The organism is Brevibacillus sp. FW301-21C12A (assembly GCF_058788915.1).
On sequence record NZ_JBYTBG010000026.1, the window covers coordinates 38,042 to 52,203 of the forward strand.

General features: G+C 52.4%; 13 protein-coding genes and 3 pseudogenes. 11 read left to right on the forward strand and 5 right to left on the reverse strand.

Annotated elements, in window-relative coordinates:
- Window positions 1-73: 73 nt before the first annotated feature.
- A complete protein-coding gene (locus AC3WQH_RS16245; protein ID WP_157179498.1) occupies window positions 74-433 on the reverse strand; it encodes a hypothetical protein in 360 nt (119 codons plus the stop codon).
- A gap of 97 nt (window positions 434-530) precedes the next feature.
- Here AC3WQH_RS16245 and mle point away from each other — a divergent pair.
- Window positions 531-1,361 (forward strand): annotated as a pseudogene (mle, locus tag AC3WQH_RS16250) (alpha/beta fold macrolide esterase); the annotation flags it as partial.
- A 32-nt stretch (window positions 1,362-1,393) separates the two neighbouring features.
- On the opposite strand, the gene AC3WQH_RS16255 reads toward mle, so the two are convergent.
- Window positions 1,394-1,765 carry a winged helix-turn-helix transcriptional regulator gene (locus AC3WQH_RS16255; RefSeq protein ID WP_025843959.1) on the reverse strand — a complete coding sequence of 124 codons (372 nt, stop codon included), beginning with the start codon at window positions 1,763-1,765 and terminating at the stop codon, window positions 1,394-1,396.
- A 120-nt stretch (window positions 1,766-1,885) separates the two neighbouring features.
- On the opposite strand from AC3WQH_RS16255, the gene AC3WQH_RS16260 reads away from it, so the two are divergent.
- Together AC3WQH_RS16260 and AC3WQH_RS16265 are read left to right on the forward strand one after the other, a co-directional pair.
- Window positions 1,886-2,215, forward strand: coding sequence for an SDR family NAD(P)-dependent oxidoreductase (locus AC3WQH_RS16260; RefSeq protein WP_374993168.1), 330 nt, complete (start codon window positions 1,886-1,888; stop codon window positions 2,213-2,215).
- Window positions 2,107-2,850, forward strand: coding sequence for an SDR family oxidoreductase (locus tag AC3WQH_RS16265; RefSeq protein WP_374993169.1), 744 nt, complete (start codon window positions 2,107-2,109; stop codon window positions 2,848-2,850). Before AC3WQH_RS16260 ends, AC3WQH_RS16265 begins: the two co-directional genes overlap by 109 nt.
- On the opposite strand, the gene AC3WQH_RS16270 is transcribed toward AC3WQH_RS16265, so the two are convergent.
- Entirely contained in the window at window positions 2,789-3,526 is a 738-nt protein-coding gene (locus tag AC3WQH_RS16270; RefSeq protein WP_007778731.1) for a cyclase family protein, read from the reverse strand. The genes AC3WQH_RS16265 and AC3WQH_RS16270 overlap by 62 nt on opposite strands.
- A gap of 324 nt (window positions 3,527-3,850) precedes the next feature.
- Between AC3WQH_RS16270 and AC3WQH_RS16275 the strand changes: the two genes are divergently transcribed.
- The 8 genes and pseudogenes from AC3WQH_RS16275 (at window position 3,851) to AC3WQH_RS16310 (ending at window position 12,422) form a co-directional block, all read left to right on the forward strand.
- The gene (locus AC3WQH_RS16275) at window positions 3,851-4,405 is read left to right on the forward strand and encodes a MarR family winged helix-turn-helix transcriptional regulator (RefSeq protein WP_005829646.1); all 555 of its coding nucleotides are present in this window, start codon (window positions 3,851-3,853) and stop codon (window positions 4,403-4,405) included.
- A 155-nt stretch (window positions 4,406-4,560) separates the two neighbouring features.
- Complete coding sequence (locus AC3WQH_RS16280; RefSeq protein WP_327953383.1) at window positions 4,561-6,558, forward strand: MFS transporter; 1,998 nt, start codon at window positions 4,561-4,563, stop codon at window positions 6,556-6,558.
- A 10-nt stretch (window positions 6,559-6,568) separates the two neighbouring features.
- A pseudogene (locus AC3WQH_RS16285) lies at window positions 6,569-6,730 on the forward strand (alpha-isopropylmalate synthase regulatory domain-containing protein); the annotation flags it as partial.
- 254 nt (window positions 6,731-6,984) lie between these two features.
- A pseudogene (locus tag AC3WQH_RS16290) lies at window positions 6,985-7,290 on the forward strand (MerR family transcriptional regulator); the annotation flags it as partial.
- Window positions 7,291-7,527: 237 nt separating this feature from the next.
- Entirely contained in the window at window positions 7,528-9,408 is a 1,881-nt protein-coding gene (gene htpG / locus AC3WQH_RS16295; RefSeq protein ID WP_005829638.1) for a molecular chaperone HtpG, read from the forward strand.
- Window positions 9,409-9,690: 282 nt separating this feature from the next.
- The gene (locus AC3WQH_RS16300) at window positions 9,691-10,293 is read left to right on the forward strand and encodes an MSMEG_1061 family FMN-dependent PPOX-type flavoprotein (RefSeq protein WP_005829636.1); all 603 of its coding nucleotides are present in this window, start codon (window positions 9,691-9,693) and stop codon (window positions 10,291-10,293) included.
- A gap of 505 nt (window positions 10,294-10,798) precedes the next feature.
- Window positions 10,799-11,998, forward strand: a complete 1,200-nt coding sequence (locus AC3WQH_RS16305) for a WG repeat-containing protein (RefSeq protein WP_005829634.1) — start codon at window positions 10,799-10,801, stop codon at window positions 11,996-11,998.
- A 55-nt stretch (window positions 11,999-12,053) separates the two neighbouring features.
- On the forward strand, window positions 12,054-12,422 hold the full coding sequence (locus tag AC3WQH_RS16310; protein WP_310670487.1) for a MerR family transcriptional regulator: 369 nt from the start codon (window positions 12,054-12,056) through the stop codon (window positions 12,420-12,422).
- A gap of 18 nt (window positions 12,423-12,440) precedes the next feature.
- Here AC3WQH_RS16310 and AC3WQH_RS16315 read toward each other — a convergent pair whose 3' ends face one another.
- The gene (locus AC3WQH_RS16315) at window positions 12,441-13,271 is read right to left on the reverse strand and encodes a putative bifunctional diguanylate cyclase/phosphodiesterase (protein ID WP_007778755.1); all 831 of its coding nucleotides are present in this window, start codon (window positions 13,269-13,271) and stop codon (window positions 12,441-12,443) included.
- A gap of 134 nt (window positions 13,272-13,405) precedes the next feature.
- On the reverse strand, window positions 13,406-14,125 hold the full coding sequence (locus AC3WQH_RS16320; RefSeq protein ID WP_492332158.1) for a response regulator transcription factor: 720 nt from the start codon (window positions 14,123-14,125) through the stop codon (window positions 13,406-13,408).
- Window positions 14,126-14,162: the final 37 nt, after the last annotated feature.

A 14,162-nucleotide genomic window follows, 5' to 3' on the forward strand; every position in this document is an offset into this window, starting at 1 on the left:
GGAGGGTTACGTGTGGCAAACTAATTTTTCGGTTTCATTCGTGGCACAATGATTGGAAATAGCACGAAAAAGGCTAAGTCGTGTGCGTACGGTAATCGAAAAATGGTTTGCCTGCATGGTAACCGGTTTGCAGGACAGGTAGGGGAAGTTTTTCAAGCGACGGCCCCGCTTGCCCTGAAAAACAAAAGAAGAGAAGGAAGCGAATGGAACGGTCATTTTCACGGTTTCGCCCGCTGCCGTTTGCCATTGCGCGCTGCAAAAGCGGCTCTGCTTTTTGCGCGGCGTGCTTCAACGCGGCAAGTCTGCGGCGTTTGGCGCGGTTCTTTTTCTCTGCTTTTTCGATTACACCAGCACAGGCAGCCAGCCTGTGTTTTTTTGTACTGTAAGATTTATAAGTGCAACTAAGGCTGCGCCAACGGCTTGGCGCAGCCAAGTTTTCACTCGGGCAGCCTTGACTGTCCGCGCGCAAACGGCCTGGCAAAAGTCCAGTCGTTTCATGAAAAGACCGCATGTTGAAGGAGGAGAAACGAATGACCGAACAAATGGTGAATCGAAATGGCGTGGAGCTTTGCACGGAAAGCTTCGGCAATCCGGCCGATCCGGCTATTTTGCTGATTATGGGGGCGCAGGCGTCGCTCGTCTGGTGGGAGGAACCATTTTGCCAGCGGCTGGCGGACGCGGGCCGCTTTGTCATTCGCTACGACAATCGCGATGTCGGCCGCTCTACCACTTTTGAGCTGGGCAATCCGGGCTATACGTTCGAGGACATGGCAGACGACGCGATTCACATACTCGATGCCTACAAGATCGAGCGGGCGCACATCGTCGGCATGTCGATGGGCGGGATCATCACGCAGATCATCGCTTTGCGGCATCCGGAAAGAGTGCGGACGATCGGCTTGCTGGCAACGTCCAATTTCGCCCCGGATTTGCCGCCAATGGAGGAGAAGATCGTGCAATTTTTCAGCAATGTAGAAGAGCTAGACTGGGAAAAGGAGCAGGACGTGATCGACTTTTCCGTCGCGAAGTGGAAAGTGCTCGTCGGCTCCCGGCACCCGCTTGACGAGCAGCGGACGTATGAGCTGGTGACAGCGGAAGTAAAACGCAGCCGCAAGATGGCAAACATCAACAATCACGCCCTGATTCCCGGCAGCGAACCGTATTTGGCCCGGACGGCAGAAATCGCGGTCCCTGCCCTGGTCATTCACGGCACAGAAGACCCGATCATTCCGTATCCGCACGGTGTCGCGCTGGCGCGGACGATTCCCGGCGCCGCGCTGGTGACGCTGGAAGGAACCGGGCATGAGCTTCCGCAAGGCGACTGGGACGTTATTATCGGCGCAATCTTGCAGCATACGCAGGGGGGGCGGCGCAGCGTAGCAGGCGGCCCGTGCTACCACCCTGCTTCTTCGATCTCGTCTTCCTCGCAGAGCAAACGCTCCATCTGCTCGCGGTCCACGTGTGCGAGTCCCCAGTCGCAGATCATTTCCAGCAGCGGGATGAGCGAGAGTCCTTTTTCCGTCAGCGCGTACTCGACGCGGGGCGGCACCTCGGGATAGACGGTTCTCGACACGAGGCCGTCTTCTTCCAACTCGCGCAACTGGTTGGTCAACGTTTTGTGGGAGATGTCGCGGATGTAGCGATGCAGCTCGCCGAAGCGCCTGGGCGCGTGTTCGTACAGCTCGTACAATATCATCACTTTCCACTTGCCCTGGATGATTTGCAAAGTGGCGTCAAATTCGTTCAAGTACTTTTTCTTCGTCATGGCGCTGTCCTTTCTTACGTGCAGGTTAGTAGCTCACTTCAAAGTGCTTACTGGCGGAGTCGCGGGCGCTCCATATATACTCACTTTACCATGAATCAATCGGGAAAGAGGGGACCGAGGATGAAGAAGGGATTCGTCGTCATTACAGGGGCTTCGTCTGGCATCGGCAAAGCGACAGCCGCTCTGTTTATCGAAAAAGGACACAACGTGCTTTTGCTCGCGCGGCGCGTGGAGCGGCTGGAGGAATTTCAGGGCGCTACGGTCCGCAAGGCGCAGGTCGACGTGACGGACGAGCAGGCGCTGAAAAAGCGATCGCGGAAGCGGAGGCGCAGTTCGGCCCGGTGGAGGCGATCGTCAACAATGCGGGGCGGATGCTCCTCGGCGATATCAGCAAGCAGGACAGCAGCGAATGGAAAGACATGTACGCGGTCAATGTCATCGGCGTGCTAAACGGCATGCAGGCCGTGCTGCCGTCGATGATCGAGCGTAAGACGGGCACGATTATCAACATCAGCTCGATTGCGGGCAAAAAGACGTTTGCCGACCATGCGGCTTACGTAGGCACGAAATTCGCCGTTCACTCGATCAAACGTGCGCGAAGAAGTGGCGAAGCACAACGTCCGCGTCATGACGATTGCCCCTGGCGTCGTCGAGACAGAGTTGTTGAGCCATACGACCGACGAGGCGATCAAAGCGAGCTACACGGATTGGAAGCACTCGATCGCAGGCGGCCTCGATCCGAGAACGATAGCGGAGACGATCTACTTTGCGTTCAGCCAGCCGCAGAGTGTCAATATTCGCGAGATTGTGCTGGCGCCGACGAGACAGCAAGGGTAACGAGCATGACCCCCGGGCGGATGACCGGGGGTTTGGTGCTTATTCGGCTTTATGGCATGGTTTCTGGGCAGTTATTTAGAGATAAAGAAAGTGGACAACGATCGTTTCACTTAAAAAAAGAAAGTTCCCAGGTCAGTTGGCTTGGGAACTTTCTTTTTCAGTGCAAGACGGATTTTGTAACGATGGCTACGGCAAAATCGCAAACGAACGCACAGGGAACCCGGAGGCTTTTTCCGGCTTCGGCGTAATGTTGACGATTACGGCACCCTTGGCAGGCAGCTTGTCCAAGTTTTTCAGCAGCTCGACCTGATAGGTGTCCTGGGCCAGCACGTAATACTCGCCCAATAGCGCGCCGTTTTTCTGGAAGTCGACGCTGGCGTCGGTGTCAAACGTCTCATGCCCGATCGCTTTGATCTGCCTTTCCTCAAACAAAAACTTCAAGGCGTCCAGTCCCCAGCCGGGAGCGTGGTTGTTGCCGTCGGCGTCCTTGTTGTTGAACGCCTCCGCATCGGGCCAGCGCTTGCTCCAATCGGTGCGCAGGGCGACGAAGCTGCCGCTCTCGATTCGGCCGTGCTCGGCTTCGAACTGCAAAATGTCCTCCACGGTCAGCACGTAGTCGTTGTTTGCTTCTGCTTCTTTTGATTTGTCGATCACGACGAGCGGCAAGACGAGCTCTTTCAGCTCCAGCTCGTCCAGGTAGCGTTTGTTGCGCACAAAGTGGATTGGCGCATCCAGGTGTGTGCCGTATTGTCCGGCAAAAGTAAAGCTCTGCGAAAAAAAGCCGTCGTCATGCGTGAACAGCGTCTTGAATTCGGCTGAGTCGAAAGCGGCAAAATGCGGCGACTCCGGGCCGAACGTGTGCGTCAGATCGACCCATTCCTTTTCTTTCAGCAGCGTGATTGCCTGAATCAAATCGTTTGCCATGTGCCCACCTCGTCAACGTTTTTGGAATGTTCGCTCCAATCCTTCCGCAGCAAGCCGCCGGATCACAAGACGTACCCCTTTCATGAAGCGAGCAACGCGTGCGGAACGGGTGAGGCCACGATTATTCGCAGGCTGGCGGTTTCTCGCAATCAGGCAGTTGGAAGGATTTGTTATACAAACTACTTTAGGCGTTATAATTCCAAGTGTCAACAAGGGAATTAAACGCTAGGAAAAATTGACGCACAAGCCACTTGCGCAAAACGGAGAAATCCCATATAGTGAGCATATTGTTAGATAATCTAATTTGTTTTGTTGAGGTGCCTGATGCGCAAAAAAAATCAGCAAGATCACACGCCGGATCACTCATTGCCAAAGCTGGGCGTAAAGCCGTATGCCGATTTGCTGGCGAAGACGGCTGCCAGCGAAACCAACCAGCATACTGCGTACATGGGGCTGTTGATGCTGTGGCTGTCCGACCACGTACTGGATGTCATGGACCAGGAGCTGGCTCCGTACGACATTACAGAGAGCAAGCTTGATCTGCTGCTTTTGCTCACGCTGCACGACGGAAAAGAACTGATTACCCCGTCTGCGATTGCGGAACGATTGGGGATTCGGCGGGCTTCAGCGACGGCGCTGCTCGATTGGCTCGAAAAAAGAAACTGGATCGTCCGCGAGCAAAACTCCGCAGATCGTCGGCGGGTGCATGTGAAAATTACGGCAGAAGGGCGCGCGCTCGTAGAAAAAGTGTTGCCTGCCTATTGGTCAGTTTGCTCCTCGCTGTTCCATGAGCTGGAGCCGGAGGAACTGCATGTGTTGGAAAACGTGCTGGTCAAGCTGAACCGGACGATGGAGAACAGGCTGGGAGTGGGGAGGTAAATTTTTTTCGACAAATAATTAGATTATCTAACTACATCTCTTTCCGTAGGTTCATCCTGGATGGAAATTCGTTCCGCTAGCCATCTGGGTTGAAAAAATCTCTCCATGATTCACGCTTGACGAAAACAATAATCAAAAAGAGGTGGCATTTGCTCATGAAAACCGAATTGATCCACCAAAAAAGCTACGCGCTCATGACAGCCGTATTAAGCTGGGCGGGAATGGCTGTCATGACCAGCCTGTATGTCACGATTCCCCTCTTGCCTCTGTTTGCGGAAAACTACGGAGTGTCCCTGGCGGAAGCGGCGGCGACAGGAAGTGTGTTTTCGCTCGGTTTTGCGCTGGGCTGCCTGGTGTACGGGGCGCTGTCAGACAAATACGGGCGAAAACAGGTGATTTTGAGCGGGCTATTTGTGTTGATTGTGCTTTCCTTCCTGCTGGGCACAGTGGACAGCTTTGGCTGGCTGATCGTGCTGCGAGGCTTGCAGGGAGCGGCGGCCGCCAGTTTTTCCCCGGTCGCGCTGGCTTACGCCGTCGAAATGTTTCCGCTCGAAAAACGAGTGACTGCCATTGGCTTCATCAGTACCGGATTTCTCGTGGCCGGGATTGTCGGGCAGGTGGTTGGCGGCTGGCTCAGCCAACTGTACGACTGGCGATTTTTGTTTGACGTACTGGCTGTCGCATACGTCATCACGTTTTTGTTGATTTGGTTGTTCCTGCCAAAAGGCGAGCGCCTGTATCCGGACGCCAGCGTCTGGGAACCGTTCCGGCAGATCAGGCACGTTTTTCGGGCCAAAAACTTGCTGCTCGGCTACGTGATTGCCTTTGTGCTGTTGCTGTCTTTTGTGAGCATGTACACGGTTCTCGGCGCATACTTGAGCGGGCCAGCCTATGGTCTTGATGCGCAACAAATTGTGTGGGTCCGTGCGGCAGGCATTGGCGGGATGGTTTTGTCGCCGCTCGCCGGGCGCCTGTCCAAACGCTTTGGCGTCCGTGGCGTTCTGCGCTTCTCCTTGCTGCTCGCCGTTGCCGGGCTTGCGCTGCTGGGCGTGGGCGCCTCCTTGCCGGTGCTCATCGGGATGACACTTGTGTACGTCAGCGGTATCGCTCTCGCCGTTCCTTCTCTCATCTTGCTGATCGGTCAGTTGGCCGGGAAGCTGCGCGGGCTTGCGGTATCCGTCTATACGTTTATCCTGTTTGCCGGAACGAGCGTCGGGCCGATCCTCTCCATTCACTGGATGAAAACGGCCAGCTACGCCGTGACCTTTGCCGCACAGGAAAAGCTTCATCGGCGAATCTGGATTTTGTGCATGGCTACTTGCGCGGACTGTCCTTATAATTTTGGGGAGACTCCATCAAAACCGAGGAAAAGAGGTCCGAGCATGCGGAAGCGATTCATTACGGAGAAAGTGGCGGGCTTTGAACTGTCCATCCATTTGCCGAGCAGCTATACAGAAGAAAACAAACGCTATCCTGTCGTCTACTTGCAGGACGCAGGCAAAGTCGCGATGGATGGGTACAATTACCTCGATCATTTGTTTAACAGCAAGCAGCTTCCGGAGCTGATTCTCGTCGGCATCAAGCCGCACGACCGGAATCACGACTACACGCCGTGGCCAGAAGGGGCGCTTGTGGCGGACAGGCCGTCGTTTGGCGGCGGAGCGAGCCGCTACGTGCAAGCGGTCGCAGACGAGATCAAGCCGCACATCGACGCGAATTATTTGACCATGCCGGAACCGGAGCACACCGCGATTGCAGGCTGCTCGCTCGGCGGACTGGTCAGTGCGTACGCGTACTTCAATCGCCCGGAGACGTTTGGCAAAAGCGCCTGGATATCCGCTTCGTTCTGGTACGAAGGCTTCATCTCGTACATGCAGGAGAGGGCTTTGCCTGCTGAGAAGCATCGCGTCTATATGTACGTCGGCGAGCTGGAAGGCGTCTACAAAAAGACGATCCAGTCGGGAATGGTCGCGCAGACCAAAGCGGCGCACCGTCTCCTGCTCGAAAAAGGCTTTCCGCCGGAACATCTGAAGTTCGAGACGGACCCGCTCGGGACGCACGATTCTTTTTTCTTCGCGTTTCGCTTCATGAATGCGTTGAAATGGCTGTTTGGCGACGGCACGGACGCGTTCCCGCGTGAACGCGCAAACTGAATGGGACGAAACCCGCGGCAAGGACGCTGTCGGCCGCGTCAATATCCGTATCGAGTACATGGGAAAAACGTACTCGGGCCGCGCCATGGATACGGACATTATCAAAGCGAGCGCACTTGCTTTTTTGAACGGGATCAACGCAGTGGTGCTCGATCTGGTCGCGGTCGGGTAAAAAGGCTGCCATGGAGCGGTGCGGAAGCGACTCGAACAGCATAGCATGCAGACGCTGCCCGCGCCGCCTGCCCCTTTGGCTTCGCCGGGAAAACGGACGTATATAATGGCAAAATCGGGACACACTGAGTCCCATACACTGTTAACCACCTTTTTCAACCCTCGCCCTAGCCAGCGAGGGATTTTTTTGGGCAAAAACGCTGGACTCTCCGCTTGGGGGAGTCTTTACACTAAAGGGGAAAGGAGGGCGGACACGTGCTGTACACGGTCAAGGAAGTATCGGAGCTTTCCGGGGTGACGATCAAAACGTTGCACCATTACCACAAGATCGGCTTGCTCGTGCCGAGCGAGATCAGCGAAGCGGGCTATCGGCTGTACGGCACAAAAGAGCTGGAGCGCCTGCAGCAAATTTTGTTTTATCGCGAGCTGGATTTTCCGCTGCAAAAAATTCGCGAGTTGCTCGACGGCGAGCCGGAGCGGGAACTTCTTTTGCAAGAGCAGGAACGGCTTTTGCTGGCCTGGCAAAAACGACTGGAAAAAATCATGGGCACGCTTTTGGCGATCGCCGCAGAAGCGTATGCGGCCAGTGAAAAAGGAGCATAGCGACGAGGAAGAGGACCATTTTCGCATGGTCTTTTTTTATGGAAAAAAAGCTTCCAACAGTCGGCAGAATTTGGAAAAAACAAGGCCGATATATTGACAGAAAAATCTAGGACTGCTATAAAAAATAGTGGATAGCACTCACCATGCTAGAGTGCTAACAAGTGTGTCGTGCAAAAGAAGAAGGGAGAATGTCCGATGGAAAAGAAGCAGTTTCAGGCGGAATCGACGCGACTGTTGGAAATGATGATCCATTCCATTTACACGCAAAAAGAGATTTTTCTGCGTGAGCTGATTTCCAATGCGAGCGATGCGATTGATAAAATTTATTACAAATCGCTGACCGATCCGCAGCTAGTTTTTGATAAAGACAATTACTTCATTAAAATCACCATCGACAAAGACGCCCGCGAGCTGACGATTACCGATACGGGGATCGGCATGACCGCTGAAGAGCTGGAAACCAACCTGGGCGTGATCGCGAAAAGCGGCTCGCTCGCCTTCAAAAAAGAAATCGAAGCGAAGGATGGCTACAACATCATCGGGCAATTCGGGGTGGGCTTCTACTCCGCTTTCATGGTCGCCGATGTCGTGACCGTTATCAGCAAGGCGCTCGGGGCAGAGACAGGCTACAAATGGCAATCCAGCGGCGCAGATGGCTATACGATCGAGCCGTATGAAAAAGAGACGGTCGGTACCACGATCATCCTCAAAATCAAGGAGAACACCGAAGAAGAGCGCTACGACGAGTTTCTGGAAGAGTATCGCTTAAGAGCGATCATCAAAAAATACTCCGACTTCATCCGCTACCCGATCAAAATGGACGTCACTACCCACAAGCCAAAAGAGGGCAGCGACAACGAGTTTGAGGAAGCGCGCGAAGAACAGGTCATCAACAGCATGGTGCCGATCTGGCGCAAAAACAAAAGCGAGCTGAAGGATGAAGATTACGAGCAGTTTTACGCAAGCAAGCACTACGGCTTTGACAAGCCGCTGGCGCACATCCACGTCAGCGCGGACGGAGCCGTCGTCTATCAGGCGATTTTGTACATCCCGGAAAGCATTCCGTTCGACTATTACTCCAAAGAGTACGAAAAAGGTCTGGAGCTGTATGCCAATGGCGTACTCATCATGAACAAGTGCGCAGACCTGCTGCCAGACTACTTCAGCTTCGTCAAAGGGATGGTTGATTCGGAAAGCCTGTCCCTCAACATTTCCCGCGAGATGCTGCAGCACGATCGCCAGTTGAAGCTGATCGCGAAAAACATCGCCAGCAAAATCAAGGGCCAACTGCAAAGCATGCAAAAAAACGAGCGGGAGAAGTACGAGAAGTTTTATCAGGCGTTTGGCCGCCAGCTCAAATACGGCGTGTACAGCGACTTCGGCACGCATAAGGACACGCTGCAAGACCTCCTGATGTTCTACTCCTCGAAGGAGAAAAAGCTGGTGACGCTCGCCGAGTACGTGGAGAGAATGCCGGAAGACCAAAAATACATTTACTACGCAACCGGAGAATCCAACGAGCGCATCGAAAAGCTGCCGCAGACCGAGCTGGTTGCCGACAAAGGCTATGAAATCTTGTACTTCACGGAAGACATCGACGAGTTTGCGATCAAAATGATGCGCACCTACAAGGAGAAAGAGTTCCGCTCCGTATCCAGCGCAGATTTGGGCATCGAAGCGGACGACCAGGACAAGGCGGCAGACGCAGAAAACGCAGACAACCAGGAGCTGTTCTCGTACATGAAGAGCCTGCTCGAAGGAAAAGTCACCAGCGTAAAAGCGTCCAAGCGGCTGAAATCCCATCCGGTTTGCCTGTCCACCGAGGGCGATGTCACCATTGAGATGGAAAAAGTGTTGAACGCTATGCCGAACAGCCAGGGCGTCAAAGCGCAAAAGGTGCTGGAAATCAACGTCAACCACAACGTGTTCCAGTCGCTCAAGACAGCTTTTGCCGAGGACAAGGAAAAGGTGAACTTGTACACCGCCCTGCTCTACAATCAGGCATTGCTGATCGAAGGATTGCCGATCGAAGACCCGGTCGAGTTTACGAACGACATTTGCAAAATTATGGTGTAACCGCGCAAAGGCAACGGACAAAGAGCGGGAAACACGCACGAAGAGGGATGCACAGGCGGCATCCCTTTTGGCGTGCGACGGGCAGTCGCATCTTTGCGCGATAGCGCGTGAGCTATCCTCTATTGTGCGCGGGGAAAAAAGGCGAGCAGACGGTACGTCGTTCGCTCAGCAGTCTTGCAATCCGCCTGCGCAGCCGATAAGATGGGAAAAATGGATGAGAACGGTTCCCGATCGCTCTTGGCGTTTGTCATCCAAAATACAGGGCCTGGAGGAGAGACAAAGATGTGGGAAGAAAAGTGGCAAAAGGACCGTGTTGCCAGCGCGGATGAACTGAGAAGTCTGGTAGGGGTTCCGCACGAGACGGTTGCGAACAAAAGCATTGCGCAGGTAGAGTCGCATGTCATTCATTACTTGTCCATGTCGCCGCTGTTTTTCCTGGCGACAGCAGATGCCGATGGACGCTGCGATGTTTCTCCGCGCGGCGATGAGCCGGGCTTTGTCAAAGTGCTGGACGAGCGGCACGTTATTTTTCCGGAAAGAATGGGAAACCGGCGGGTCGATTCTTTGCTGAACATTTTGGCGAATCCGCAGGTCGGCATGATTTTTCTCATTCCCGGGCTGGAAGAAGTGCTGCGCATCAACGGAAAAGCGACGATTACGAAAAACGCCGAGCTGCTCGCCGCGCAGAACTGGAAGGGCAAAACACTCGGGCTCGGTGTCGTCGTCGAGGTGGAAGAGTGTTTCATTCACTGCCCGCGCGCATTCAAGCAGGCTGGCGTGTGGAATACGGACTCGTGGGCGGACAAAGCGGACATGCCGTCGATCATGGAAATGTTCCGCGCCCATTTGCGAATCAACGGGGTTGCGTTGAAGGAAAACGGTTAGTGGCTCGCGGCGAAAAAAACCTTGAAGAAAGCTTCAAGGTTTTTTTCAACAGATAGGAATTTATAAGTTTTGGGATAGTCGAAAGGCTGTCCTGTTTTCTTTCTTTAGGGTAGGATTAGAATATGGATACGAACATACTTAGACGGATCTTTTTTGATGATAATAAGAATGGGGATGTTTTTGTAAAGAAGCATGGATGTCTAGTAGATTGAAATCAAATCGATATGGAACGGAGAGAATGTCATTCATTAACAAACGGCTGTCAGAGATTGCATGAATGGATACACCTCCATTAAATCGTTATCGTTAATAAAGATTCCGAATAAATGTTTAGAATCTATTGATATCAGTATTTACTGAGATGGTAAATTTTTCGAAATACCGACACGCACGCAAAAGAACAGTTCCTTGTCCCCGTGTAGCCAACCCCCCTTATTGGTTTTAATTCCAAATTACCCTATAATTAGGGCAACTAACTCATTAGACTCTCGGAGGATGTACTACTATGCAGAAATTTTTGGTAACGATCCTAGCTATGATTCTGGCGTGTCTCAGCCTTGCTGGTGTATCCGCACAAGGTGCAGGCGAACCAAACCAGCAACTGTACCCACTAAGAAAACCTACCGGGAATCAATGGGCTTTGAGTGATCGTAACGGCAAGATTCATGCGAGATTTACTTTGCCCAAATACGGTACGATACAGGAATTCAAAGATGGCCTCGGCCTTGTACGAAACACGAGCATAGAAAAGTGGGGAGTGATAGATCATACTGGCAAGCTCATTGTTCCCTATAAATACAACTATATTTCCAGTTTCTCCGAAGGGCTTGCAAGCTTTCAGATAGGGGAAAGAAGCGGGGTGATCGACCGTACAGGAAAGGAAGTCATCCCTCCAAAGTATGAGCGAATAGTAGGTTTCCGTTTTGGACGATCAGCTGCTTCTGTGAATAAAAAATGGGGACTCATCGACACGAAGGGGAATTGGATCGTGCAGCCTACCTTTGATTACGTAGGCTACATTCCCGAACGGCAGCAGTATTCCAATGATCCGATCCTCATTAAGCAAGGTCCTTACTACGGATATATGGATGCGAAAGGAACCGTTTTGGTCCCCCCTAAGTACGTCTTGGCAAAAGAATTTTCTGACGGATTAGCCGCTGTCCAAGAAAAGGATAAGCAGATTGGGTTTATTAACAGCAAAGGCGAGTACATCATCGCACCGATCTATTATTTTACCGTTCCCTTCCGGAACGGAATAGCCTATGCTTCGAGCTGGAAAGCGGACGGAAAATCGCTTGGAGGAGGATTGATCAATAAAAAAGGCGAATGGATCATCCCGCCAGGCGAATTTACTCCTTTTGCAGGATCATCGGATGTAGAGGAAGGCATTTACAGGTACTACACTAACAAAGAAGACGGTCAATCTTACGCGGGTGCTGTTACCCTGACAGGAGAGGTCATTCTCGAACCCAAATACTCAGCTATAGGCAGATTTTATAACGGTATAGCCATGGTTCGCCTGCACGACGGCAGGGAGGGCTTTATCAATCGCAAAGGAGAGTATCTTGTAAGTCCACGTTATTTTGGTACCTATCAAAGTCCATATGGCTCTCTTATGGATCGTAACGGTCTGTACGCCATCAATTGGGGTCTCGATGGCTATTTAGATTATACCGGGAAGTTGGTCATCCCGCCCTATCGATAAAATTTGGAGGCAGCAGCCTCACAGCGGAAGGTTATCAGGCAGCGCCAATCGGAGGGTGTGGCAATCGCGAATCAAGCAAGCCGCCAGCGAGACAGGACTTCCCAGCTCTACGATTCGCCACTGGGAAAAAACCGGGCTGATTACGACCGCGCGCGATCCGAAAAACGGCTATCAGTTGTTCAACCGTTCGCACATTCACAAAATCATGCTGTTGCGAGCGTTGCGTGCGCAGGTGTACTCGCCCTCCGTCGTAGAGCTGAAAAACGCCGTCGCCGAGATGAAGGAAGAAGATGTGCAGGAGGCGCGAAAAATCGCCATGGACACCTTGCGTTATTTGCATCAGGTCAATGGCTGGCAAATGCGCGGCGTCCACGCTCTGTACGACCTGTGCCGTGTGCTGAAGCTGGTCGGGCAAGGGGGATGATTCCAGGACACCTGGATGCTAGAATTTGTTTTCCTGCTTCCATTCCACCTTGCGAAAAAACAGCGGCAGCTCCTGTTCATGCAGCGGCTTGCTCAGCAAATAGCCTTGCACAAAATCGCACTTCCACTTTTGCAAGGTATGAAGCTGCTCGTATGTTTCGATGCCTTCCGCGACGACGGTGAATCCCAGCTTTCGCGCCAGCGAGATGATCCATTCGACGAGAACGGTCCCTTCGTAATGATTGTTGATATGTGTGACAAACGAGCGGTCGATTTTGATCGTAGAAAGGGGGAGAGTCGTGATGTATTCAAGCGAGGAGTATTCCGTCCCGAAATCGTCCAATACGATTTTGATACCGTGATGGGCAAATCTTTTCAGTGAGTCGATCCGTCTGTCTTTGAGCGAGATGCGGTCCCGTTCGGTCAGTTCCAGCTCCAGCGATTGCGGGGAGAGAGCGGTTTGCTGCAAAATGCCGCACACCCGGTCAAAGAATAAGGAATCTTGCAATTGCAAGCCAGACAAATTGACGGACATGACGGAGTTGGGCATGTATTTTTCCTGAATTTGCTTGTTCTTTTGACAAGCGGTCTGGATCACCCAGTCTCCGATGGAATAAATCAGTCCTGTCTCCTCGGCGAGCGGGATAAATTCTGTGGGGGAGATCGGTCCAAAGTGCGGATGATTCCATCTGAGCAAAGCCTCAAAGCCGCGCACATTGCCAGATCCGGTCTCGAATTGGGGTTGGTAGTGCAAGGATAGTTGTTGAAGAGGCAATGCCTCTTGCAGATCATTGGCCAATCTCAGCTTGTGCTCCAGGTCCTCGCATGTCGCATGCGGTGTAAACTCCATTTTTTACCCTCCATATGCAGTCCAAGTCTTCTGGGATTGATTATGCACCTGATGTATTAGATAAGTTTCTGTCTATGTATTAGGAGAGTGTGAAATAATCTCAAAAAAAGAGCACCATCCCATGCGTTTGTCTGCTAGTTCCTAGAGACGAATTTATACCCCACACCCCAGACGGTTCGAATGTATTTCGGTTCTTTCGGATTGTCTTCGATTTTTTTGCGCAAGTTGGCGATGTGGACGTCAATCGCCCGGTCTGTGACAAAAGAATCAAAACCGCGAAGCTCGTAGAGCAGCTCCTCTCGGCTGAACACCTTGCCTTCGTTTGTAATGAACAGGCGCATGATTTCAAATTCGGAAAAAGTCGTCTCGACGTGGAACTGGTTGACGTAGATCGCCCTGCGCTCCAGGTCGAGCAGAAACGTATTTTCCGGGCAAGTGATCGTCGTATCCGCCTGCTCGGCGTTCTCCACGGAGGCGGCCTGCTGTTGGTATTGGTGAGTTCGTCTGATTATGGCTCCGATTTTTGCTGAAATCTCTCGCAGTGAAAACGGCTTGCAAATGTAATCGTCCGCTCCTGCTTGCAAGGCTTCCACCCGATCGGATACGTCTGTCTTCATCGAGACGACGAGAATGGGAGCGAGCGAAAAGCTGCGCAGCTCGCCGCACAACCGGGTACCGCTCATATCCGGCAGAATCATGTCGAGAAGGATGACATCCGGTGCAAACGATCGGGCCAGATCCAGACCTTTTTGTCCATGATCTGCTATTTTCACAGAATAACCTTCCTCGGTTAAATACATGGCCAGCATTTCACTCATAATCTGATCGTCTTCGATAATCAATAGTTTGTACATCAGATTCCTCACTCTTTCTGGGAGAAAGTTATTCATA

What these genes read in the sequence shown, in the direction of transcription:
- AC3WQH_RS16275 (WP_005829646.1), top strand. Translation starts at nt 3,851, where the DNA reads ATGCGCAAAAAAAATCAGCAAGATCACACGCCGGATCACTCATTGCCA.
- htpG (WP_005829638.1), top strand. Translation starts at nt 7,528, where the DNA reads ATGGAAAAGAAGCAGTTTCAGGCGGAATCGACGCGACTGTTGGAAATG.
- AC3WQH_RS16255 (WP_025843959.1), bottom strand. Translation starts at nt 1,765, where the DNA reads ATGACGAAGAAAAAGTACTTGAACGAATTTGACGCCACTTTGCAAATC.
- AC3WQH_RS16280 (WP_327953383.1), top strand. Translation starts at nt 4,561, where the DNA reads ATGAAAACCGAATTGATCCACCAAAAAAGCTACGCGCTCATGACAGCC.
- AC3WQH_RS16305 (WP_005829634.1), top strand. Translation starts at nt 10,799, where the DNA reads ATGCAGAAATTTTTGGTAACGATCCTAGCTATGATTCTGGCGTGTCTC.
- AC3WQH_RS16300 (WP_005829636.1), top strand. Translation starts at nt 9,691, where the DNA reads ATGTGGGAAGAAAAGTGGCAAAAGGACCGTGTTGCCAGCGCGGATGAA.
- AC3WQH_RS16320 (WP_492332158.1), bottom strand. Translation starts at nt 14,125, where the DNA reads ATGTACAAACTATTGATTATCGAAGACGATCAGATTATGAGTGAAATG.
- AC3WQH_RS16270 (WP_007778731.1), bottom strand. Translation starts at nt 3,526, where the DNA reads ATGGCAAACGATTTGATTCAGGCAATCACGCTGCTGAAAGAAAAGGAA.
- AC3WQH_RS16260 (WP_374993168.1), top strand. Translation starts at nt 1,886, where the DNA reads ATGAAGAAGGGATTCGTCGTCATTACAGGGGCTTCGTCTGGCATCGGC.
- AC3WQH_RS16315 (WP_007778755.1), bottom strand. Translation starts at nt 13,271, where the DNA reads ATGGAGTTTACACCGCATGCGACATGCGAGGACCTGGAGCACAAGCTG.